At 60.9% G+C, this 22,091-nt stretch carries 18 protein-coding genes and 1 pseudogene; 11 read left to right on the forward strand and 8 right to left on the reverse strand.

All coding sequences use genetic code 11. The features are described from left to right. Positions 1–107: 107 nt before the first annotated feature. The 3 genes and pseudogenes from DW49_RS1000000129415 to selO form a co-directional block, all read left to right on the forward strand. A pseudogene (locus DW49_RS1000000129415) lies at positions 108–260 on the forward strand (Imm5 family immunity protein); the annotation flags it as partial. 159 nt (positions 261–419) lie between these two features. Continuing rightward, positions 420–1,094, forward strand: a complete 675-nt coding sequence (locus DW49_RS0103630) for a GntR family transcriptional regulator (protein WP_005621011.1) — start codon at positions 420–422, stop codon at positions 1,092–1,094. A 129-nt stretch (positions 1,095–1,223) separates the two neighbouring features. Then, a complete protein-coding gene (gene selO / locus DW49_RS0103635) occupies positions 1,224–2,687 on the forward strand; it encodes a protein adenylyltransferase SelO (RefSeq protein ID WP_005621012.1) in 1,464 nt (487 codons plus the stop codon). Between the two features lie 291 nt (positions 2,688–2,978). Here selO and DW49_RS0103640 read toward each other — a convergent pair whose 3' ends face one another. Genes DW49_RS0103640 through pilG form a run of 6 tightly spaced genes read right to left on the reverse strand, consistent with a single transcriptional unit; the run spans position 2,979 to position 12,915 of the window. Beyond that, positions 2,979–3,449, reverse strand: a complete 471-nt coding sequence (locus DW49_RS0103640; RefSeq protein WP_005621014.1) for a chemotaxis protein CheW — start codon at positions 3,447–3,449, stop codon at positions 2,979–2,981. Then, positions 3,442–9,405, reverse strand: coding sequence for an Hpt domain-containing protein (locus DW49_RS0103645; protein ID WP_024421098.1), 5,964 nt, complete (start codon positions 9,403–9,405; stop codon positions 3,442–3,444). Before DW49_RS0103645 ends, DW49_RS0103640 begins: the two co-directional genes overlap by 8 nt. Positions 9,406–9,452: 47 nt before the next feature. Beyond that, a complete protein-coding gene (locus DW49_RS0103650) occupies positions 9,453–11,495 on the reverse strand; it encodes a methyl-accepting chemotaxis protein (RefSeq protein WP_005621029.1) in 2,043 nt (680 codons plus the stop codon). A 43-nt stretch (positions 11,496–11,538) separates the two neighbouring features. Continuing rightward, positions 11,539–12,078: a chemotaxis protein CheW gene (locus DW49_RS0103655; RefSeq protein ID WP_005621031.1), complete on the reverse strand. Its 540-nt coding sequence runs from the start codon at positions 12,076–12,078 to the stop codon at positions 11,539–11,541. A gap of 14 nt (positions 12,079–12,092) precedes the next feature. Further along, entirely contained in the window at positions 12,093–12,458 is a 366-nt protein-coding gene (pilH, locus tag DW49_RS0103660) for a twitching motility response regulator PilH (RefSeq protein ID WP_003377196.1), read from the reverse strand. A gap of 46 nt (positions 12,459–12,504) precedes the next feature. Then, positions 12,505–12,915, reverse strand: coding sequence for a twitching motility response regulator PilG (pilG, locus tag DW49_RS0103665; protein WP_002551738.1), 411 nt, complete (start codon positions 12,913–12,915; stop codon positions 12,505–12,507). 244 nt (positions 12,916–13,159) lie between these two features. On the opposite strand from pilG, the gene gshB reads away from it, so the two are divergent. The 7 genes from gshB (at position 13,160) to DW49_RS0103700 (ending at position 19,308) form a co-directional block, all read left to right on the forward strand. Further along, the gene (gene gshB, locus DW49_RS0103670) at positions 13,160–14,119 is read left to right on the forward strand and encodes a glutathione synthase (RefSeq protein WP_017700133.1); all 960 of its coding nucleotides are present in this window, start codon (positions 13,160–13,162) and stop codon (positions 14,117–14,119) included. Positions 14,120–14,424: 305 nt separating this feature from the next. Further along, entirely contained in the window at positions 14,425–15,327 is a 903-nt protein-coding gene (locus tag DW49_RS0103675) for an energy transducer TonB (RefSeq protein WP_005736950.1), read from the forward strand. 75 nt (positions 15,328–15,402) lie between these two features. Next, the gene (locus DW49_RS0103680; RefSeq protein ID WP_003377203.1) at positions 15,403–15,975 is read left to right on the forward strand and encodes a YqgE/AlgH family protein; all 573 of its coding nucleotides are present in this window, start codon (positions 15,403–15,405) and stop codon (positions 15,973–15,975) included. Further along, positions 15,975–16,415 carry a Holliday junction resolvase RuvX gene (ruvX, locus tag DW49_RS0103685; RefSeq protein WP_003377205.1) on the forward strand — a complete coding sequence of 147 codons (441 nt, stop codon included), beginning with the start codon at positions 15,975–15,977 and terminating at the stop codon, positions 16,413–16,415. The genes DW49_RS0103680 and ruvX overlap by 1 nt, the downstream gene beginning before the upstream one ends. A gap of 98 nt (positions 16,416–16,513) precedes the next feature. After that, positions 16,514–17,023 carry a bifunctional pyr operon transcriptional regulator/uracil phosphoribosyltransferase PyrR gene (pyrR, locus tag DW49_RS0103690; RefSeq protein ID WP_005621047.1) on the forward strand — a complete coding sequence of 170 codons (510 nt, stop codon included), beginning with the start codon at positions 16,514–16,516 and terminating at the stop codon, positions 17,021–17,023. Between the two features lie 12 nt (positions 17,024–17,035). After that, entirely contained in the window at positions 17,036–18,040 is a 1,005-nt protein-coding gene (locus DW49_RS0103695; protein WP_005736952.1) for an aspartate carbamoyltransferase catalytic subunit, read from the forward strand. Then, positions 18,037–19,308 (forward strand): dihydroorotase, encoded by a 1,272-nt coding sequence (locus tag DW49_RS0103700; RefSeq protein WP_024419691.1) that lies wholly within the window; start codon positions 18,037–18,039, stop codon positions 19,306–19,308. Before DW49_RS0103695 ends, DW49_RS0103700 begins: the two co-directional genes overlap by 4 nt. Before the next feature lie 319 nt (positions 19,309–19,627). Here the strand turns inward: DW49_RS0103700 and DW49_RS0103705 are convergent, their stop codons facing one another. Next, the gene (locus DW49_RS0103705; RefSeq protein ID WP_003377210.1) at positions 19,628–20,032 is read right to left on the reverse strand and encodes an NINE protein; all 405 of its coding nucleotides are present in this window, start codon (positions 20,030–20,032) and stop codon (positions 19,628–19,630) included. Positions 20,033–20,282: 250 nt separating this feature from the next. Between DW49_RS0103705 and DW49_RS0103710 the strand changes: the two genes are divergently transcribed. After that, a complete protein-coding gene (locus DW49_RS0103710) occupies positions 20,283–20,963 on the forward strand; it encodes a C40 family peptidase (RefSeq protein ID WP_081591699.1) in 681 nt (226 codons plus the stop codon). 87 nt (positions 20,964–21,050) lie between these two features. Here DW49_RS0103710 and DW49_RS0103715 read toward each other — a convergent pair whose 3' ends face one another. After that, positions 21,051–22,085, reverse strand: a complete 1,035-nt coding sequence (locus DW49_RS0103715) for a type IV pilus twitching motility protein PilT (RefSeq protein ID WP_003377212.1) — start codon at positions 22,083–22,085, stop codon at positions 21,051–21,053. Positions 22,086–22,091 lie beyond the last annotated feature (6 nt).

The following is a 22,091-nucleotide window of genomic DNA, read 5'->3' on the forward strand; positions in this document are numbered from 1 at the left end:
CATCGGTAGAGGATTACGAAACATTGTTGCCGTGGAACTGCTCGCCAGAGATGCCTCGGTAAACCAGACCCTCATTTTTTGCTAGGTGGGGTTTGTGGCGCGGATACGATATTGAGGCGTTTGAACCTGATTATTTGGTCGCATCAGCGTTTGCGGGCGGTTTGGCGTTCACGAGCAGGTTGTCTGATGATGGCGACCCGGAATTGCGGCGTGCTTTTTGGAGGTGGTATCTGTGTGTTGCCGTGCCACTCAACGCCTGATCTACCAGAGCGCTAGGGTATAGCTGAGTATTAATCGGGTTTCATCCAGGTCATCACCAAAGCCTGACCGAACGAGCGAAGCTCCATGTGAGCCTTGCTCCTTGCCAGCCATCAAGCTCTCGTGGAATATCGGCAGGGCAATTTCTCTATGGACTCTTTATGAACGACGCTGCTACCACCCTGCCCCGCACACTTGGAGAATCCATCACCAAGGAGCTGCGCAGAATGCTGGTGGAAGGCGAGCTGGTCCCCGGCCAGCGCCTCTCGGAAGCGGCGCTGGCCGACAGCCTGCAGATCTCCCGAAACACCTTGAGGGAAGCGTTCAGAGTGCTGACCCGCGAAGGCTTGCTCACCCATGAGCCCAACCGTGGCGTGACCGTGGCCGAGCCGGACATGGCGTCGATCATCGACATCTATCGCGTGCGCCGTTTTATCGAATGCACGGCGATTGCCCAGGCTTATCCTCAGCATCCGGGCGTGCGGCACATGCGCGAAGCGGTCGAGGCGGGAGTCAAGGCGCGTGAAGCGAGCGACTGGGTGGCGGTCGGCACGGCCAACATGATGTTCCACAAAGCGATCGTCGAGTTGGCTGACAGCCCACGTCTGACGGCGTTTTATGGGCAGATCTCGGCAGAATTGCGCTTGGCCTTCGGTTTGCTGAACAACCCTGAATTGCTTCACTCGCCTTATCTGGACATGAACGCCGCCGTGCTCGGCTGTCTCGACGCTGGCAAGACCGATGAGGCAACGCGCATGCTCGAAGACTATCTGGTGCAATCGGAGCGTACGATTCTGGCCGCTTTCCAGCGCAACCGAACCGGCAGTCAGGCCTGACTGCCGATTGCCAGAACTACCGTTGATGGCTTGGGGTCTACGGGTTCTGATCGCTGAAACCCGCCCGACGAGCCACACAGGCCGCCGCTCTGTTGCACGCCTGAAATTCTCCTCTGGAGGCGACACGCTTTGAAAGCACTCGACGAACTCGTTTTCGACAACCGCTTTGCCCGCCTGGGTGATGCGTTTTCCACCCACGTATTGCCCGAGCCTATCGACGCGCCACGCTTGGTGGTCGCCAGTGAATCAGCCCTGGCGCTGCTGGATCTGGCCCCTGAGCAGGCTGAACTGCCGCTGTTCGCGGAGATTTTCAGCGGTCACAAGCTGTGGGCCGAAGCAGAGCCACGGGCGATGGTTTATTCCGGCCATCAGTTCGGCTCCTACAACCCGCGCCTGGGTGACGGGCGTGGGCTGTTGCTGGGCGAGGTTTACAACGAAGCAGGCGAGCACTGGGACTTGCACCTCAAAGGCGCTGGCCGCACGCCGTATTCGCGGATGGGCGATGGGCGTGCGGTGCTGAGGTCTTCGATTCGCGAGTTTCTGGCTTCCGAGGCGCTGCATGCGCTGGGCATTCCCAGCAGCCGCGCCGCGTGTGTGGTCAGTTCCAACACGCCGGTATGGCGGGAGAAACAGGAATATGCGGCGATGGTGCTGCGTCTGGCGCAGAGTCATGTGCGTTTCGGCAGCCTTGAATACCTGTTTTACACCAAGCAGCCCGAGCACTTGAAGACGCTGGCCGAGCATGTACTGACGATGCACTACCCACATTGCCAGGAGCAGCCCGAGCCGTATCTGGCGATGTTCCGGGAGATCGTCGAGCGCAATGCCGAGCTGATTGCCAAGTGGCAGGCCTATGGTTTCTGCCATGGCGTGATGAACACCGACAACATGTCGATTCTGGGCATTACCTTCGACTTCGGACCGTTTGCGTTTCTGGATGATTTCGACGAGCACTTCATCTGCAATCACTCCGATCATGAAGGCCGTTACTCTTTCAGCAATCAGGTGCCCATCGCGCAGTGGAACCTCAGCGCGTTGGGGCAGGCATTGACGCCGTTTGTCAGTGTGGAAGCGTTGCGCGAGACGATTGGCCTGTTTCTGCCGCTGTATCAGGCGCACTACCTGGACCTGATGCGTCGTCGGCTGGGGCTGACTGTTGCACAGGATCAGGATGACAAGCTGGTCAGCCAACTGCTGCAACTGATGCAGAACAGCGCCGTGGATTACACCCTGTTCTTCCGCCGCCTGGGCGATCAACCTGCCGCACAAGCGCTGCGCGCGTTACGTGATGACTTCGTGGACATCAAAGGTTTCGATGACTGGGCACACGTGTATCAGGCGCGTATCGCGGCTGAGGAAAACGGCACTGATCAGGCACGCAAAGAGCGGATGCACGCGGTCAACCCGCTGTACATCCTGCGCAACTACCTGGCACAGAACGCTATCGAAGCAGCCGAAAAAGGCAACTACGAAGAAGTCCGCCGCTTGCACCAGGTGCTCTGCACCCCCTTTACCGAACAACCCGGCATGGAAGGCTACGCCCAGCGTCCACCGGACTGGGGCAAGCACCTGGAGATCAGTTGCTCGTCGTGAGTCTTGGGGCGTGGCGCAGATTTGTGACGCGGAGCGTCACTCACGGCATTCCCACGCTGGAGCGTGAGGAACGATAATCTCAACTATCGTGCCGCTGATTACCTATCGTGCGACGCTCTGCGTCCGGTCTTGAGTGCGGCGGCGTGACGCAGATTTGTGACGCGGAGCGTCACGCACAGCATTCCCACGCTGGAGCGTGAGGAACGATCATCTCAACTATCGTGCCGCTGATTACCTATCGTGCGACGCTCTGCGTCGCATGCAGTTCTGGACGCTCTGCGTCCGCTTTACCTATGACAGCCCAGCATTCACCAGCCACTGCTCCAGCCCTTCCAGGTCGGGGATGCGTGCGACGGTTTCGCCGATCTGTACGGCGGCCAGTTCCAGCTCGGCGAGCGGGACGTCGACGTAGCTCAACTGGCTGTCGACCTTGCACGAGCGCGGGATGCCTTGGGTCAGCAGGGCGATGAACCTGACGTCGTTGCGCCCGCCCAGCGCGTTGAGCACCACGATTCGCGCACGCCCTCCTACGCGCGTGCGCCCACCGCAAGCGGCCTCGAAGCTGAGCAGCGGCAGGCTCAGTTCGCGCCAGCTGATCACGCCCAGATACCACTCGGGCGCATCCGGCCCGGCGCTGCTGTCCTGATAGTCGATCAGCTCGGCGACCGCGACGTTGGGCAGTAACAGGTGCCGGTCGCTGAGCGGCAACAGCAGGCCGGTCAGGCTGGTCAGCCGGCTGGTCTGGAACGTACCTTCAGACATCGACCTGACTCCAGTAAGCGATGCTTTCCAGCAGCACGTTCTCCTGATAAGGCTTGCTCAGGTACTCGTTGACGCCCAGCGCCATGGCCCGGTCGCGGTGTTTCTGGCCGGAGCGTGAGGTGATCATGATGATCGGCAGTTCCTTGAGCTGTTCGTCCTGGCGGATCTGGCTGGCCACTTCAAAGCCGTCCATGCGCGGCATTTCGATATCCAGCAACATGATGTCCGGCGTGTGCTCCTGCAACAGGCTCATGGCGTCGATCCCGTCCTTGGCGGTCAGCACATGCATGCCGTGGCGTTCAAGCAACCGGCTGGTCACTTTGCGCACCGTCACCGAATCGTCTACCACCATCACCAGCAATGGCCTGGCGTGCTCGATCTCGTTGTAGGCAGCAGGCGTGAAGCCCCTGAAAGGCAGGCCCTGCAAGGTGCGAAGCTGCGCCATCAGATCAAGAATCAGAACCACACGGCCATCACCCAGAATGGTCGCGCCGGAAATGCCCTGCACCCTGGAAAACTGCGCGCCAAGGCTCTTGACCACAATTTCCCGTGAGCCGGCCAGCGCATCGACCTGCACCGCCACCCACTGATCCTGCAAATGCACCAGCAGTACTGGCAGCGGCTGTAATTGCCCGACCAGCCGTGGCGGGCTGTTGCCCAGCAACTCGCCCAGGTAACGCAACTCGTAACTGCGCCCGCCGTACTGATAACGCGGCGGGCTGGTCTGGTAGTAACCGTCCAGCTCGTTGGCCATCACGCGCACGATGCCATCGACGGTGTTGAGCGGCACTGCGTATTGCTCTTCGCCACAGGTCACCATCAGCGCCCGGTTGACCGACACCGAAATCGGCAGACGAATGCGAAAGCGCGTGCCCTTGCCAGGCACCGAGTCGATGACCATCGAGCCGCCCAACTGCTTGACCTCGGCATGCACCACGTCCATGCCCACGCCACGTCCGGAAATCTGGGTGATGATCTCGCTGGTGGAAAACCCCGCCTGCAGAATGAACGGCAACACTTCATGATCGGCCAGGTCCGCGTCCGGGTGGATCATGCCGCGCTTGATAGCCTTGCGGCGCACGGCCGCCAGATCGACGCCCGAGCCGTCATCGCTCAGCTCGATCACCATGTCGCCGCCTTCGTACATCAACTCCAGGTTGATGCGACCCTGTTCCGGTTTGCCTGCAGCGATACGTTTTTCGGTGCTTTCAAGGCCATGATCGACGGCGTTGCGCAGCATGTGCTCCAGTGGCGCGACCATCCGTTCCAGCACGTTGCGGTCCATCTCGCCATCGGCATTGCCGACCTCGAAATGCACTTTCTTGTTCAGTTCCGAGGCCACCTGTCGTACCACGCGACGCAAGCGCGGCACCAGTCGCTCGAACGGCACCATGCGTGTGCGCATCAGGCCTTCCTGCAACTGGGTGTTGACCCTGGCCTGTTGCGACAGCAGTGTTTCGGCATCACGGGCCCGCGCGCCGAGGGTTTCCTTGAGGTCCATCAGGTCGGACGCAGACTCGAACAAGGCGCGCGACAACTGCTGCAACTGAGAGTGGCGGTCCATTTCCAGCGGGTCGAACTCTTCGTAACCCAGCCGCTCGGCCTGAACCTGCTCGCGGCTGAGAATGCGCCCCTGGGTTTCCATATCCAGACGACGCAACTGGTCGCGCATCCGCTCGATGGTGGTTTCCATTTCCACCAGCGTGACCTGCGAATCAATAATCTGCTGCTCGATGCGCCCCCGGAAGATGGATGTTTCGCCCGCCAGGTTGACCAGGTCTTCCAGTTGCTCGGCAGGCACCTTGACCATTTCCGGGCCGCTGCGCTCGACCTCGCCGTCAGCAGCAGGCGTGACCGCCACAACCGGTTCCGGACTGGACTCGGTGGCCTGCGCAACGAACTGCCCAGCCGTCGGGCCATCGCTGGCCAGCCGGCGGATATTTTCGATCAGCAAGGTTGCGTCAGGCAGCGGCTTTTCAGAGCGCACCGCATCGAGCATGTCGGCCAGCACATCGTGGCCGCTCTGCAACAGGCTGATCATCAGAGGATCAGCCTGCATGCTGCCCGCTGAAAGCCCTTCGTAGAGCGTTTCAAGCTCGTGAGCAAGGTCGCCTATCGGGGCAATTTCGACCATCCGTGCGCCACCCTTGAGGGTGTGCAGGTCACGCAGCAGGTTCTCGACCTCCAGCAGGTTGTGCGGGTCAGCCTGCCAGCGGGCCAGTGCCGCGCCGGAGCTTTCGATGATGTCGAAACCTTCCTCAAGGAAGACTTCACGCAACTCGGTGTCATGTTCAGGCAGGTCTGCGCTGGCCTGGGACGATAATGGCGCTTCGGGCACAGCGCTCTCGACCGAGCGGCAGCCGCGCAACGCCTCGATCAGCGCCGAGGGATCGCTGAGCGCTGCGTGCTGATACAACTGCTCAAGCAGAATCGCCAGGTGGTCGTGACTCTTGTGCAGCAACTCGGCCAGCGTCGGTGAGTGGTTGAAGCGTCGGTCGATCAGGCCTTCGTAAAGGTTTTTCAGCTCGTGGGCAAGGTCGCCCACTTCGACCACCTCGGCCATCCGCGCGCCGCCCTTGAGGGTGTGCAGGTCGCGTTGCAACGAACTCAACGGTGCCGGGTTTTCCGGATCAGCCAGCCAGCGTTGCAGGGCTTGCCCTGCGCTGTCGAGGATATCGACAGCTTCTTCCAGAAATATCTCGACAATCTCGTCGTCCGGGCTGAAAACCTCCGGCGGCGCGGCCTCACGGGCCAGTTGCTCGGTGGCCGCATTGAGTTCTGTAACACTCAGGGTAAGGTGGCCATCGCTCTTGACCAGCCCGGTCGCCGACGGGTCCAGTGCCTGATTCAGCAGATCGTTCAAGGCACGCACGCACTCGGGGCGTGGCTCGACATTCTGGCCAGCCGCCACCTGATCAAGCATATTGATCAAGGCTTCATGGGCCTGCTCGGCCACGTCGAAAAAGCGCTCGCTGACCGCCAGGCTGCTTTCTTCGACAGCGCCATACAGGTCGAGCAAGGCTTCGCACAACTCATCGACCTGCGGCAGATCGGCCAGGTGCGCGCCATGACCCAGCGTGGTCAGCTCATCGAGCAGCGCGCTGAGTTCCTGTCGCTCACCGGGATGCTGACGCCAGCGCCGCAACAGGTTTTCGGCATCGAGCACGATGTCCATGCCTTCGGCCAGAAAGCCCGCCAGCAGCGTGGGGTTACGCTTGATCCGCAAGCCGCTGTCCGAGTCACGCAGCACCGCCGTGAGGCGCTCATTGAGCAGCGAAAAGGCAGCATCGATCAACTGCGCCGCACCCGCAATCTCGCCCAGCGGAGTCGTGTCCAGCTGCTCCAGGCCCATACGCAGCAGCGGTTCGGCGCGGCGCAGCACGTTGAGTTCGGGCGCGCCGATGTCGATCAGGTTGGCTTTGTATTCGCGCACCAACTGGTCGAGCGGGCTGGCCAGTTCGCCAATCGGCAGCACACCCGCCATGTGCGCGCTGCCTTTGAGCGTGTGCAGTGCGCGCAGCACCGCGTCGCTGATCGAAGGCGAGGCGGACTGTTCGGCATTGTCGAGAAAGCGGCTGAGGGTATTCAAATGCCCCAGCGCTTCCTGACGGAAAATTTCCAGCAACTGTGGATCGAGCACTTCGCCTGGCGCATGAGCATCGGCAACAGACAAGGAAGGCGCTTCAAGAGCATTGGCCAGCGCGTGAGCACGGGCTGCCAGCAGGTCGACGTCGTTGCGTTGGCACTGCGCGTCATCAGCGAAGTCGCGTATTACCGAGGGCAGCAACGCCAACACTTCGCCCATCAGTTGCTGCACTTCAAGGCCCGGCAGCACGTCACCTTCCAGCACCCGGTTGAGCAGGTTTTCCACCGACCAGGCCAGCTCACTGAGGATCAGCGCGCGCACCATCCGGCCGCTGCCCTTGAGGGTATGAAACGCCCGGCGCACCTCGGTCAGTGCTGTGCTGTCCCAGTGACCGCCGCTGCCGAGCGAGGCGAACCAGCGCGGCAGATACTCACGCAGTGCGTCGAGGACTTCGTCGGCCTCTTCCAGAAAGACTTCGCGCAGTTCCTCGTCTACTGCCTCTTCGTCAGGCGAAGGCGGCAGCAGGCTGGTGGGCACGTTGCGCGCTGGAGGGTTGACCGCCGACACCGGGCTGGCGAGCACTTGTGCAATGGTTTGTGTCGGGCTGACCAGCGCTTTGCGGTCGTCCAGTTCCAGCAGTTCGTCCTGGGTGATGATCTCGTCGAGCAGCGGCACTTCAAGGGTATCCGCTGCGGGGGTATAACCCAGACGCGCCAGGCTTTGCTGGGCCATGTCGAGGACTTGATCGCCCGGCGCTTCGTGGTCTTCGAGCATGCGTTCCAGGTAGTACTCGATCCCGGTGATGGTGTCGGCCAGGCAGTCGAGCTGCACGCCGGTGGGACGGGTTTCATCCACCAGCAGGTGTTCCTGAATGTATTCGTTGCAGGCGGCCAGCAGGCTCGCCGCACGCGCCAGCGGGATCATCGCCAGGGCACCACGAACCTGTACGATCAGCGCGCACAGCGGGTCGAGCCGCTGGCGGTCCCATTCGCCATCGATGTAATCGAGGATCACGTCCTTGGCTTGCTGCAAGACATTACGCGCCTCGCGAATCACCAGTTGGTGAATCTGTGTCAGGTCGGTGGTCGGCAGGCGGCTTTCTTCGCGGCTCGACTGTTCGTTGCTGCCAGCCATCCCCGCGAGGGTCGATTCGACGTATAACAACGCGCCCGCGACATCCATCAGCGCTCCGTCGCTGGGCTCACGCTGCCCCTGCGCCAGACCCAGCACAACCGAAAGCTGATCGATAATCACTTTGCGCGGCTGGCCAAAGCCCAACACCGCCAGGGTATCGGCGATCTGTCGCAACGGCGGCAGCAAGGCGTTGAGCTCGCTGACATGCTGGCGGTCGCCACGCACGAACACATCGAGCCGTTCCTTGACCCGCACCAGCCCTTCGCACAACGCCACGATCACCGAGCGCATGGCATCGCGGTCCGGCCCGGCCATGCGCGCCCGCTCTTCATTGACCACGTCGTTGCCGGGCAAGGCATCGGCCAGTGCGTACTGATCCTTGAGATCAAGCATCTTCGGCGCCAGGCTGTCGGACTTGGCGATGTAGAACAGCAGGCTTTTCAGCAATTCTTCTGGCGCAGGCTGATTGATGCCCGCCACGCCCTGCTCGGCCAGCCGCTTGAGTTCCTTGTCGGCGTCTTTCAGCAGGCTGCGCAGCGCCGGGCTGTTGGTGAAGTTGCCGTTGAGCATGGTCTCGACCAGTGCCGAGGAGATTCGCCACAGCGGACCAAGCGGTGCGTCTTCGCACAATTGCTCGAGCCGGGCGAAGACCTTGGCCATGTAACCGAGTTGGGTCTGTACGCCCTGCTCGCGCATCAGGCCCGCCAGCGCTGCCTGCAAGGTCTGGCGCAGCTTGCGCAGCAGGCCTGGCAGCTCCTGAGTATTGCGTCGTGCCAGTTCTTCTTCATCAAGGGCCGGGACGACGACCAGTTGCGGGGCGAACAGGCTGGTTTCCGAAAGCAGGCTTTCACCCCGCGCACTGCGCAGGTCATTGAGCAACGGCAAGACCACCAGTGGCAGGTCGCGGCGCGCGGAGTGAATACGCTCCAGGTACAGCGGCAGCTGGCTCATGGCCTGAATCAACAGTTGCTCGGACTCGACCGGATGGCTGACGCGATTTTGCTGAACCGCCAGCGCCAATTGCTCGATTTCCTCGGCCAGTAACGCCGCGCCGTAGAATTCGATCATTTGCAGGCTGCCGTGAACCTGATGCACGAGGTTCAGGCACTCGGCCATCACCACGCCGCTGGCCGGATCTTCGATGAATTCGTCCAGCGCATGGCGGGCCTGCCGCAGCGTTTCAGCGATCTCGCCCTTGAGCCATTCAAGGGCCACGTAATCGTGACGATCAGCCATGACGAGGCCCGCCTTTTACCCAACCAAGATTGTTCATTTGTTGAACATCATCCGATCTTCTTCGAGGGCGGCAGGGTGAAACCCGATACCGAGCGACGCATTTCGCTGGCCATCTTCGCCAGATTGCCAATGCTTTCGGCGGTGGCCGACGTGCCGGACGTGGTCTGCGAAGTGGTCTGCTGAATCACGGTCATGGTCTGCGAGATCTGACCGGCAGATTCGGCCTGCTGATGAGCCGCGTCGGTGATACTTTCGATCAGTTCGGCCAGCACCCTGGAAACCCCTTCGATTTCCCCGAGTGCCACGCCGGCGTCCTGCGCCAGCCGCGCGCCGCGCACCACTTCGCTGGTGGTTTGCTCCATGGAGATCACCGCTTCGTTGGTGTCGTTCTGGATGGCGCGCACCAGCGTCTCGATCTGCTTGGTTGCCGACGAAGAACGCTCCGCCAGCCGCTGCACTTCGTCCGCCACCACCGCAAAGCCTCGCCCGGCGTCACCGGCCATCGACGCCTGAATAGCCGCGTTGAGCGCCAGAATATTAGTTTGATCGGCAATGTCGTCGATCAGGCTGACAATGTCGCCAATTTCCTGCGAAGACTCGCCCAGACGCTTGATGCGCTTGGAGGTGTCCTGGATCTGTTCGCGAATGTTGTCCATGCCGTGGATGGTGTTCTGCACCACTTCGTTGCCCTTGTTGGCAATCGCCACCGAACGCTCGGCAACCGCCGAGGACTCCGAGGCATTGGCCGACACCTGATCAATCGATGCAGCCATGTCATTGACCGCCGTCGAGGCCGCACTGATCTGCAAGGCCTGATGCTCGGACGCAGCGGACAATTGCATGGCCGTGGCCTGGGTCTCGGTGACTGCCGAGGCCACCTGTTCGGCCGTCAGGTTGATGGTCACCACCAGTTCGCGCAACTGATCGATGGAGTAGTTGATGGAGTCGGCAATCGCACCCGTGAAGTCCTCGGTAACAGAAGCTGTCACGGTCAGATCGCCATCGGCAAGGTTTTCGATCTCGTCCAGCAGACGCATGATCGCCGTCTGGTTGCGCTCGCTCTTCTGCGCGGTTTCGCGCAGCTGGCGGTTGGTCTCGCGAACCATGACCAGCCCGATGAGGATGATCGACATCAGCGCCAGCAAGCCCAGCACATAACCGCCGACGGTGTTCATGGTGCGGCGTTTGGCGAGGTTTTCCAGGCTGTTGGCGAGCACCGAGGTTTCGTCCAGCAGGGTCTGCGAGGTGTTGAAGATGTTGCCGGAGGCCTCGCGTACCTGATACAGCTCGGGCGAGGTTTCGAGAATTTCGTCCACCGAGCCGGACACGAACTCGAACAGCTCGGCAATTTCCGCCAGCCGCGCCCGGGCATCGCGATCTTCGACCTGGGTGATGCGCAGCGTCGCATTGCCTTCCAGCATGCCGTTAAGCACCCGGCCAAACTGGCTGGCGTCGCGGCCAAAGGCATCGGCGGCCTGCACCGCTGTTTCGTCGCCAGCCAGTACGGTGTTGACCGAACCGAGAATCCGCTCGGCGAGCAGCGCCTGACGTTGCGCGACCACGACCTGCGCAGCAGGCGCGCGACTTTGCAGGAGGTTTTCGACGACCTTGTCGTATTCGGCCTGCAACTGCGGAATGGTTTCGGCCAGGGTCGCCGCCACCTGGTGCAGCGAAAGGACGGTCTGCTCGCTGGCCAGAATCACGTCGGTGCTCTTGCGCAGCCCTTCCCAGTCCCGTTGCACGGTGCGCAATTCGTCGCGTATCAGCTCGGGAGCCGCAGGCAGCCCGGTGGCCGGGTCGCCTTTTCTCAGGTAGCCCCAGCGTACGTCGAAATCGTTGCGCGCATCGGCCAGCAATTTGAACGCCTGGGTTTTGCCGGCGGCCGCTTCCGTGGCGTTCTTGGCGATGCGCTGGGACAGCACGCGCAGCTCACCGGCATGCCCGATGTACTGCTTGTCGTAGTTCGACTGAGTATTGAGGTACGCGAAGTTGGCGAACAGCAACATGATGAAAACAATCAACGCGACGAACAGCAGAATAATCTGCGTCCGGCTTCGTGCGCCTTCCCTTGACCTGTCTGTACTGCTCATTAATCAGGCCCCCGCCTGGACCAATTGTGAAACACACCAGAGTCTAGGACGCCAGGTCCATGAAATCTGCAGACTGCACCAACGCCCACGGGCTGAATATCTGCCAGGCCTGCTCGCGAATGAACTGCCCCCGCAGGAACGGCACGATGCGCTGATCGACGTCCTGCGGGGTGTGGGGTATCAGGCTCAACTGACTGAAACGCTGCATGCCGAACACCTCATCGACCATCAGGCCGGCAAATACGTCGTTGTGCTCGACCACCATCACCCGGCGCTGCTTGCGTGCTGACGTCAGTTCGTGACCGAAGAACCCGCACAAGTCCATGAGCGGCAACAGCCGGCCACGCAGATTGGCAACACCCGCCACCCAGAATTTCACGCCGGGCATGACAGCGTGTCGGGGCTCATGGAGAATTTTGGCGATTTCACCGATCGGGGCCACAAAACGCTGATCGCCCATGCGAAAACCAATCCCGACCCAGTCCTGCTGGTGGGTTTCCTGCAACGGCAGGCCCGCCGCCAGCGAACGGCAGCGTCGATCCATATCCAGCAGCAGTTCGAAGGCGGTACGAGGCTCGGCCATGGCGATTCCGGCAGTCAGCCGGCCAGCACCGCGTTCAGGGTTTTCATCAGGGTTTCTTCATCCACCGGCTTGGTCAGGTAATCCCGCGCGCCCTGGCGTTTGCCCCAGACCTTGTCGGTTTCCTGATCCTTGGTGGTGATCATGATCACCGGAATGTTGCTGGTGTCGGCGTCCTTAGTCAGCTGGCGCGTGGCCTGAAAACCGTTGAGCCCCGGCATGACGATGTCCATCAACACAGCGTCGGGCTTTTCCTGACGGGCCAGAGCCACGCCATCAGCGCCGTTTTCGGCCTTGAGCACTTCATGGCCGTGCTTTTCCAGCATGCCCGTGAGTTTGTACATTTCAGTCGGCGAGTCATCGACGATCAGTATTCGAGCCATGGGTGTTCCCCGTCAGATTACGAGCGCGCGACATCAGGCGCGGGCGTCACGATATGTGTTGTTCTGCTGCAACGAAGCCCGGCACATGAGCCTTGATCGCGCTGAGCAGTTCTTCCTTGCTGAAAGGCTTTGTCAAAAACTGATCGGAACCGACGATTCGCCCCTTGGCCTTGTCGAACAGACCGTCCTTGGAGGACAGCATGATGACTGGCGTGGACTTGAATGCGCGGTTGTTCTTGATCAGCGCGCACGTCTGGTAGCCATCCAGGCGCGGCATCATGATATCGACGAATATGATTCGCGGGTGGTTATCGGCAATCTTGGCCAGCGCGTCAAAACCGTCTATCGCAGTGATGACTTCGCAGCCTGCGTTTTTAAGCAGCGTTTCGGCGGTGCGGCGGATGGTCTTCGAGTCATCGATGACCATGACTTTCAATGCAGAGGCGTGTTGTTCCATAGCTGCTCTTCCATCGCCGCAGCGAATTTTTGCGCATTCTGCGAGGCATTGAGAGCCTGACGGTATCGCTTCATTGATCCACAGGGATCGAAGCCTGGATGCCGAGCCTTTTTAGCACACTCTCCGGACTCAATCCATAAAGCGCACCGTGGCAGACCTGCCCCTTGACCGGGAGCACTCGGAGCGCCACCCTGATGCCAATTTTATGGCCGTTACGGCCCTTACCGATCAGAGGATATTGCCCATGAGCGTTCGCCTAGGGATTGTCATGGACCCCATTGAGCGCATCTCCTATAAAAAGGACAGCTCGCTGGCCATGCTCCTTGCCGCACAGGATCGCGGCTGGACGCTGTTTTATATGGAACAGAAAGACCTGTACCAGAACGCAGGCCAGGCCCGCGCGCGCATGAAGCCGCTCAAGGTGTTCGCCGATCCGGCCAAATGGTTCGAGTTCGAAGCCGAAATCGACGCAGGTCTTGACGATCTGGACGTGATCCTGATGCGTAAGGATCCGCCGTTCGACATGGAATTCATCTACACCACTTACCTGCTGGAACAGGCCGAGAGCGCTGGCGTGCTGGTGGTCAACAAGCCGCAGAGCCTGCGCGACTGCAACGAAAAGCTGTTCGCCACGCTGTTCCCGCAGTGCACCCCGCCGACGCTGGTCAGCCGTCGCGCCGACATCCTGCGCGAGTTCGCCGAGCAACAGGGCGACGTGATCCTCAAGCCGCTGGACGGCATGGGCGGCGCGTCGATCTTCCGTCATCGTGCGGGCGACCCGAACCTCTCGGTGATCCTCGAAACCCTGACCGCTCACGGCACCCAGCAAATCATGGCGCAGGGCTACTTGCCCGCCATCAAGGACGGCGACAAGCGCATTCTGATGGTCGATGGCGAACCGGTCCCGTATTGCCTGGCGCGCATCCCTGCTGCTGGTGAAACCCGTGGCAACCTGGCCGCCGGTGGCCGTGGCGAAGCGCGTCCGCTGAGCGACAAGGACCGCTGGATCGCCGAACAAATCGGCCCGACCCTGCGCGAAAAAGGCCTGCTGTTTGTCGGCCTGGACGTGATCGGCGAGCACCTGACCGAAATCAACGTCACCAGCCCGACCTGCATCCGCGAAATCGACAACGCTTTTGGCACCAACATCGGTGGCCTGTTGATGGATGCGATCGAGAAGAAGCTGGAAGCGCGCAAGGGCTAAGGCACCCGGATATGGGGCTTTCAGGCTTCCGTCCGCAGGCCGTGTGAGCGGACCGGTCGACGCTTTGCTTGTCCGCGAAAGAGTGGATCTATTCTACGCAATGCGTCGTTTGAACCACCACTTCGCGGACAAGTCCGCTCCCACAAAAGCCCGACGCCTCTGATGCTGGTCAAAGGCCGCGGGAGCGGACCGGGCGACGCTTCGTCTGATCCGCAGCAAAGTTGCACCGTACATTGCGTTATCATGCGCCACCTGTAACACGACACGGATTTTGACATGCAGGCTGACGAGACACTGAACCGCTGATGACATCCATGGCCAGAAACGACCTGCCCCTCGAACTCGCCAATGTGGGTGTGCGTCCTGCCGATCGGCTGGGCTTTACCATGATGATCGCTGCGCTGATCCACCTCGCGGTGATCCTTGGCGTGGGCTTCACCTATGTGAAGCCGGAACAGATCTCGCAGACCCTGGAAATCACCCTCGCCACGTTCAAGAGCGAAGAAAAGCCCAAACAGGCCGACTTTCTGGCCCAGGACGATCAACAAGGCAGCGGCACGCTGGACAAGGCCGAAACGCTGAAGACCACCGAGCTTGCGCCGTATCAGGACACCAAGGTCAATAAAGTCACGCCGCCACCGTCCAGCAAGCCGGTGGTCAAGCAGGAAGCGCCCAAGACAGCCGTCGCAACCACTGCAGCCAGCCCGCAGAAAACCGTCGCCAAGCGCGACGAAGTCAAGCCCGAGCCCACCACCAAGGCCGCGCCGACCTTTGACAGTTCGGACCTGAGCAACGAAATTGCCAGCCTGGAAGCCGAACTCTCGACCGAACAGCAGCTGTACGCCAAGCGCCCCAAGATCCACCGCCTCAATGCGGCCTCGACCATGCGCGACAAAGGTGCCTGGTACAAGGACGACTGGCGCAAGAAGGTCGAGCGAGTCGGCAACCTGAACTATCCTGAGGAAGCTCGACGCAAGCAGATCTACGGCAATTTGCGACTTCTTGTGTCGATCAATCGGGATGGTTCGCTGTACGAAGTGCTGGTGCTGGAATCTTCAGGGCAACCGTTGCTGGATCAGGCCGCACAGCGAATCGTGCGTCTTGCTGCGCCTTTTGCGCCGTTCACCGGCGATCTGGCAGACATCGACCGGCTAGAGATCATCCGCACCTGGAAATTCGCACGCGGCGACAAGCTGTCCAGCAACTGACATTTTTGCCAACGGACACTCGACACGTATAAGTGCCAGTTGTCAGGTCTGTAACACGACGCCACACTAGGACTCATGAAAAAAGTCTCTCCGAGTTATCTCAAGCATCAGTTCCTGATCGCCATGCCCCATATGCACGACGAGAACTTTGCGCAGACCTTGACCTATGTCGTCGAGCACAACGCCAATGGCGCGATGGGGCTGGTGATCAACCGTCCGCAAAGCCTGACCCTGGCGGATGTGCTCGAGCAACTGCGACCGGAACTGCCTGCGCCAAAACGCTGCCAGGAAATCGCCATCCATTCTGGCGGCCCGGTGCAGACCGACCGAGGGTTTGTCCTGCACCCCAGCGGCCAGACCTTTCAAGCTACCGTCGATCTACCCGGCGGGATTTCGCTGTCGACGTCGCAGGACGTGCTGTTTTCCATCGCCGACGGTTATGGTCCTGATCAAAATGTGATCACCCTCGGTTACGCGGGCTGGGACGCTGGCCAACTGGATGCGGAAATGGCGGACAATGCCTGGCTGACCTGCTCGTTCGACCCGGCCATTCTGTTCGATGTCGACAGCGATCAGCGCCTCGATGCCGCAGCCCGACGCCTGGGCATCAATCTAGCCCTTATCTCGACTCAGGCGGGGCATGCTTAATGGCTGCTTTACGCTTGCTGCTGGGGATTGATTACGGCACCAAACAGATCGGCGTCGCGGTCGGCCAGGCGATTACCGGCCAGGCCCGCGAACTCTGCACGCTCAAGGCGCAGAACGGCGTCCCGGACTGGGACAAGGTTCAGGCGCTGATCAACGAATGGAAACCTGACGCCATCGTGGTCGGCCTGCCGCTGAACATGGACGGCACGCCCAGCGAGATGAGTGCCCGCGCCGAGAAGTTTTCGCGCAAACTCAACGGCCGCTTCGGCGTCACGGTTTACACCCACGACGAACGCCTGACGACCTTCGAGGCCAAAGGCGAGCGCATGGCTCGCGGCGGCCAGAAAGGCAGCTATCGCGACAACCCGGTGGACGCCATTGCCGCTGCACTGCTGCTGCAAGGCTGGCTCGACGAGCACCCCGAATTGTTGAATGTGTGACTTTCGCAGCCCATACCGCTTCGAGATACCCGGATTCCACGTTATTGCTTGAGTAACGCGCCACGGACCGACGCTGCCCGAGCCTCAAAGGAGCAACCATGAGCCTGCCCAATCCCGCCGAACTGATTCGTCAGATGGCCACTGACCTGAACGCTCATCTGAGCAAGCGCGGCATCAGCGACCCTCGTTTCATCGGCATCCGCACGGGCGGTGTGTGGGTCGCTCAGGCGCTGCTTGAGGCGTTGAACAACCCCTCGCCGCTGGGCACACTCGACGTTTCGTTCTACCGCGATGATTTCAGCCAGAACGGCCTGCATCCGCAGGTGCGGCCTTCGGAGCTGCCGTTCGAGATCGAAGGCCAGCATCTGGTGCTGATCGACGACGTGCTGATGAGTGGCCGCACCATTCGCGCCGCCCTCAACGAACTGTTCGATTACGGCCGCCCGGCCAGCGTCACGCTGGTCTGCCTGCTGGACCTGAACGCAGGTGAACTGCCGATCCGCCCCAACGTGGTCGGCGCGACCCTGTCGCTGGCACCCAACGAGCGCATCAAGCTGTCCGGCCCCGAGCTGGCACTTGAACTTCAAGAACTCTCCACCGCCCTTTAAGAGTCCATTGCGATGACGCCTCTCGACGCCAAGCGCCCGCTGCAGCTCAACCATCAGGGCCAGCTGCGCCATTTTCTGTCTCTGGACGGCTTGCCCCGCGAGCTGCTAACCGAAATTCTCGACACCGCCGACTCGTTCCTTGAAGTCGGCGCACGGGCGGTGAAGAAGGTCCCGTTGTTGCGCGGCAAGACGGTGTGCAACGTGTTCTTCGAAAACTCCACACGCACCCGGACCACCTTCGAACTGGCGGCCCAGCGGCTGTCGGCCGACGTGATCACCCTGAACGTCTCGACTTCGTCTACCAGCAAGGGCGAAACACTGTTCGACACCCTGCGCAACCTTGAAGCGATGGCCGCCGACATGTTCGTCGTGCGCCACGCAGACTCCGGCGCCGCGCACTTCATCGCCGAGCACGTGTGCCCGGACGTGGCGATCATCAACGGCGGCGACGGCCGCCACGCGCACCCGACCCAGGGCATGCTCGACATGCTGACGATCCGTCGTCACAAGGGTGGCTTTGAAAACCTGTCGGTGGCCATCGTCGGCGACATCCTGCACTCGCGGGTGGCGCGCTCCAACATGATTGCACTCAAGGCGCTGGGCTGCCCGGACATCCGCGTGATCGGCCCGAAAACCCTGCTGCCGGTCGGCGTCGAGCAATACGGGGTGAAGGTCTACACCGACCTCAACGAAGGGTTGAAGGACGTCGATGTGGTGATCATGTTGCGCCTGCAACGTGAGCGCATGACCGGTGGCCTGCTGCCCAGCGAAGGCGAGTTCTACCGCTTGTTCGGCCTGACCACCGCGCGCCTGGCTGGCGCTAAACCGGATGCGATTGTGATGCACCCCGGCCCGATCAACCGTGGCGTGGAAATCGAATCGGCCGTGGCCGACGGAGCACACTCGGTGATTCTCAATCAAGTGACTTACGGCATAGCGATCCGCATGGCAGTGCTGTCGATGGCCATGAGCGGACAAAACGCACAACGCCAATTTGAACAGGAGAACGCCCAGTGAAGCTCAGCATCCTCGGCGCTCGCGTCATCGACCCGGCCAGCGGGCTGGATCAGACCACCGACCTGCATATCGAAGCAGGCAAACTCGTCGCAATCGGTGCCGCACCGGCCGGTTTCGAACCCACTCAGGTCATCGACGCTACCGGGCTGGTGGCAGCGCCCGGTCTGGTTGACCTCAACGTGTCCCTGCGCGAGCCGGGCTATAGCCGTAAAGGCAGCATCGCCAGTGAAACCCGCGCTGCGGTCGCAGGCGGCGTGACCAGCCTGTGCTGCCCGCCACAGACCAAACCGGTGCTCGACACCTCGGCGGTGGCCGAACTGATTCTGGACCGTGCCCGTGAAGCCGGTTTCAGCAAGGTGTTCCCGGTTGGCGCACTGAGCAAGGGCCTGGAAGGCGAGCAACTGGCCGAACTGATCGCCCTGCGCGACGCAGGCTGCGTGGCGTTCGGCAACGGCCTGAGCAGTTTCAGCAATACCCGTACGCTGTGCCGGGCGCTGGAATACGCCGCCACCTTCGACCTGACCGTGATTTTCAACTCTCAGGATCATGATCTGGCCGAAGGCGGTCTGGCCCATGATGGCCCGACGGCAGCATTTCTGGGCCTGGCCGGTATCCCTGAAACGGCCGAGACCGTGGCGCTGGCACGCGACCTGCTGCTAGTGGAGCAAAGCGGCGTGCGCGCGCACTTCAGCCAACTGACCAGCGCACGCGGCGCGGCCCTGATTGCTCAAGCACAGGCGCGTGGGCTGCCGGTGACGGCGGATGTGGCGTTGTATCAGTTGATTCTGACTGATGAGGCGCTGATCGATTTCTCCAGCCTGTATCACGTCCAGCCGCCGCTGCGCACCCGCGCCGACCGCGATGGCCTGCGTGAAGCGGTGAAGTCCGGGGTGATTCAAGCCATCTCGAGCCATCACCAGCCGCATGAGCGTGACGCCAAGCTGGCACCGTTTGGTGCCACCGAGCCGGGCATCAGCAGTGTTGAGTTGCTATTGCCGCTGGCCATGACGATGGTGGAAGACGGCCTGCTCGACTTGCCCACCCTGCTCGCCCGCCTGAGCAGCGGCCCGGCAGACGCCTTGCGTTTGCCTGCCGGCAAGCTCAGCGCTGGGGCGCCTGCAGACATCGTGCTGTTCGACCCGGCAGCCTCGACCGTCGCCGGTGAGACCTGGCTGTCAAAGGGCGACAACTGCCCCTTCATCGGCCACTGCCTGCCGGGCTCGGTACGCTACACACTGGTGGATGGACGGATAAGCTACAGCCGTTGAGGCACTACGCTCAGACCAACGAAGGAGAGCGAGACCTCTGTAGGAGCGGACCGGGCGACGCTTCGCTTGTCCGCGAAGACAGTGTGTCAGTCATTGCATTCTCGGCGATCATAACGACCCCTTCGCGAACAAGTTCGCTCCCACGCCCTGCGGGCAGAGGCCCGAATGATGGAGCTTCTGTAGGAGCGGACTTGTCCGCGAAGACGGTAATTCAATCGATGTGACTTTCGGAGAATGTAGCGGCCCTTTCGCGAACAAGTTCGCTCCCACGCCCTGCGGACAGAAGCCCTGACGCTCTACATCCACCTCTGAGCAAGCCTCACCCGCGCCGGGCGTTCTTCATCGAGATCTGGTCATTCATTGTCCAGAAGTCATACAGAATGCCAACCAGAAACAATCCGCCCGTGCACAGGTAGATGATGCCGGTGATCCACTTGCCCTGGTACATGCGGTGTACGCCGAACAGGCCGAGGAAGGTCAGCAGGATCCACGCCAGGCTGTAATCGGTGGAACCTGGGGTGAAGCGCAGGTCGGCTTCGCGGTCCATCGACGGGATCAGGAACAGGTCGATCAGCCAGCCTATGCCGAACAGGCCGAAGGTGAAGAACCAGATAGTCCCGGTGACCGGCTTGCCATAGTAGAAACGGTGCGCACCGAGAAACCCGAAAATCCACATCAGGTAGCCCATGACCTTGCTGTGTGTGTCAGAACGATAGCCGTTCATTTTTACCCTCTTTGCGCTGATAGAAAAAAATACATAACAAATTTGTGACTTCGTTTCCCTATTCCGACGTATGGCAAACGAGGCGGTTTCATGCCGCCAAGCCCTTGTCGTTAAAGGGATTGACGCGAAAAAAGAAAGAGTTTGTCGCATAAAACGTAATGATGCCAGTGTGATGCACTCGACAAATGGGGTCAGAATTTTCCAAAAAGCTGTTATAAAGTTGCGCGCTGACCACTATGAGCCTTGCCGAATGCGTCCTCTTTTCAAGACATGGCTAACCATTTGCCTTTTTATGCCACTGGCCGCCCACGCCACCAATCGTGAGCAACAACTTCCTGCGAGCTTCACGGGCTACACCGCCAAAAGTCACTCTTCACCGGCACTCGCGACTCGCAATGCACCTCAGGAAGCCACACCAGTATCCCTTCAACCTAAAACCTCCCACGCCACTCAGAAGCCACTTTCCCGCAAAAACGCCAAGGCAGCCGCCTTGCAGGCGTCCATCGCGGCGCCTGCCAAACAGGGCAATGCTGTTGTAAAACGCGCCTTACAGGCTGTCGGTACACCGTATCGCTGGGGCGGCACCACGCCCGGCAAAGGTCTGGACTGCAGCGGGCTGGTCAAATATGCCTACACCGATGTTCGTGAAGTCGACCTGCCGCGCACGTCCAACGCAATGGCCCAGGGTCATGGCCAGACCGTGGACCGCAAGGACCTGAAGCGAGGTGACCTGCTGTTCTTCAACATCAAGAGCCGCAACATCAATCATGTGGCTATCTACCTGGGCGACAACAAGTTCGTCCACGCGCCACGACGTGGCAAAGCTGTCACTGTCGATACGCTGAACAAACCGTACTGGAACAGTCACTACAAGATCGCCAAGCGCGTTCTGCCCAAGCAGGCACCTCAGTTGCGCGTCGTTCAGCGCTGATCTGATCTTTGCCTGACAAAAAGGGGCCCTGAATTCGTTCAGGGCCCCTTTTTTTTATTTCCAAACGCTAGTCGCACTCGGCCAGCATCAGAAGTTGTCCGGCACCTTGGCCCGCTCGCGAGCGCTTTCGCGGGTAATCAGGCCGCGTTTCACCAGATCGGCCAGGCACATGTCCAGCGTCTGCATGCCCAATGAGCCGCCTGTTTGAATGGACGAATACATCTGCGCCACCTTGTCCTCGCGAATAAGGTTACGAATCGCCGGGGTGCCCATCATGATTTCATGCGCTGCCACGCGCCCACCGCCGACCTTCTTGAGCAGCGCCTGCGAAACAACCGCGTGCAGCGACTCGGACAGCATCGAGCGAATCATCGACTTTTCCTGCGCCGGGAACACATCGACGATCCGGTCGATGGTCTTGGCCGCCGAGGTGGTGTGCAGCGTGCCAAATACCAGGTGGCCGGTTTCGGCAGCAGTCAGCGCCAGACGAATGGTCTCCAGGTCACGCATCTCGCCGACCAGAATCACATCCGGGTCCTCACGCAGGGCCGAGCGCAGCGCTTCGGAAAACCCCAGCGTGTCACGGTGCACTTCGCGCTGGTTGACCAAGCACTTCTTGGACTCGTGAACGAATTCGATAGGGTCTTCGATGGTCAGGATATGGTGATGCTTGTTGCAGTTGAGGTAGTCGATCATCGCCGCCAGGGTCGTCGACTTGCCTGAACCGGTCGGCCCGGTGACCAGAATCAGGCCGCGCGCTACGTCGGTAATCTTGCGAAACACACTGCCCATCCCCAAGTCTTCCATGCTGAGGATTTTCGACGGAATGGTCCGGAATACCGCGCCCGCACCGCGATTCTGGTTGAATGCGTTGACCCGAAACCGCGCGACACCCGGCACTTCAAACGAAAAGTCGGTTTCCAGGCGCTCTTCAAAATCCTGACGCTGCCGGTCGGTCATGATGTCGTAGATCAGCGCCTTGACCTCCTTGGCGTCCAGCGGGGGCAGGTTGATACGCCGCACATCGCCGTCCACGCGAATCATCGGTGGCAGACCTGCAGAGAGGTGCAAGTCCGACGCGCCCTGTTTGGCACTGAAGGCCAGCAGCTCGGTAATATCCATACAGCT

The organism is Pseudomonas avellanae BPIC 631 (assembly GCF_000444135.1).
GTDB lineage: Bacteria > Pseudomonadota > Gammaproteobacteria > Pseudomonadales > Pseudomonadaceae > Aquipseudomonas > Aquipseudomonas avellanae.

Bases quoted from the DNA above. Each gene is read 5' to 3' on its own strand.
- DW49_RS0103630 (WP_005621011.1), top strand. From the start codon at position 420: ATGAACGACGCTGCTACCACCCTGCCCCGCACACTTGGAGAATCCATC.
- DW49_RS0103640 (WP_005621014.1), bottom strand. From the start codon at position 3,449: ATGTCTGAAGGTACGTTCCAGACCAGCCGGCTGACCAGCCTGACCGGC.
- DW49_RS0103645 (WP_024421098.1), bottom strand. From the start codon at position 9,405: ATGGCTGATCGTCACGATTACGTGGCCCTTGAATGGCTCAAGGGCGAG.
- DW49_RS0103650 (WP_005621029.1), bottom strand. From the start codon at position 11,495: ATGAGCAGTACAGACAGGTCAAGGGAAGGCGCACGAAGCCGGACGCAG.
- DW49_RS0103655 (WP_005621031.1), bottom strand. From the start codon at position 12,078: ATGGCCGAGCCTCGTACCGCCTTCGAACTGCTGCTGGATATGGATCGA.
- pilH (WP_003377196.1), bottom strand. From the start codon at position 12,458: ATGGCTCGAATACTGATCGTCGATGACTCGCCGACTGAAATGTACAAA.
- pilG (WP_002551738.1), bottom strand. From the start codon at position 12,915: ATGGAACAACACGCCTCTGCATTGAAAGTCATGGTCATCGATGACTCG.
- gshB (WP_017700133.1), top strand. From the start codon at position 13,160: ATGAGCGTTCGCCTAGGGATTGTCATGGACCCCATTGAGCGCATCTCC.
- DW49_RS0103675 (WP_005736950.1), top strand. From the start codon at position 14,425: ATGACATCCATGGCCAGAAACGACCTGCCCCTCGAACTCGCCAATGTG.
- DW49_RS0103680 (WP_003377203.1), top strand. From the start codon at position 15,403: ATGAAAAAAGTCTCTCCGAGTTATCTCAAGCATCAGTTCCTGATCGCC.
- ruvX (WP_003377205.1), top strand. From the start codon at position 15,975: ATGGCTGCTTTACGCTTGCTGCTGGGGATTGATTACGGCACCAAACAG.
- pyrR (WP_005621047.1), top strand. From the start codon at position 16,514: ATGAGCCTGCCCAATCCCGCCGAACTGATTCGTCAGATGGCCACTGAC.
- DW49_RS0103695 (WP_005736952.1), top strand. From the start codon at position 17,036: ATGACGCCTCTCGACGCCAAGCGCCCGCTGCAGCTCAACCATCAGGGC.
- DW49_RS0103705 (WP_003377210.1), bottom strand. From the start codon at position 20,032: ATGAACGGCTATCGTTCTGACACACACAGCAAGGTCATGGGCTACCTG.
- DW49_RS0103710 (WP_081591699.1), top strand. From the start codon at position 20,283: ATGCGTCCTCTTTTCAAGACATGGCTAACCATTTGCCTTTTTATGCCA.
- DW49_RS0103715 (WP_003377212.1), bottom strand. From the start codon at position 22,085: ATGGATATTACCGAGCTGCTGGCCTTCAGTGCCAAACAGGGCGCGTCG.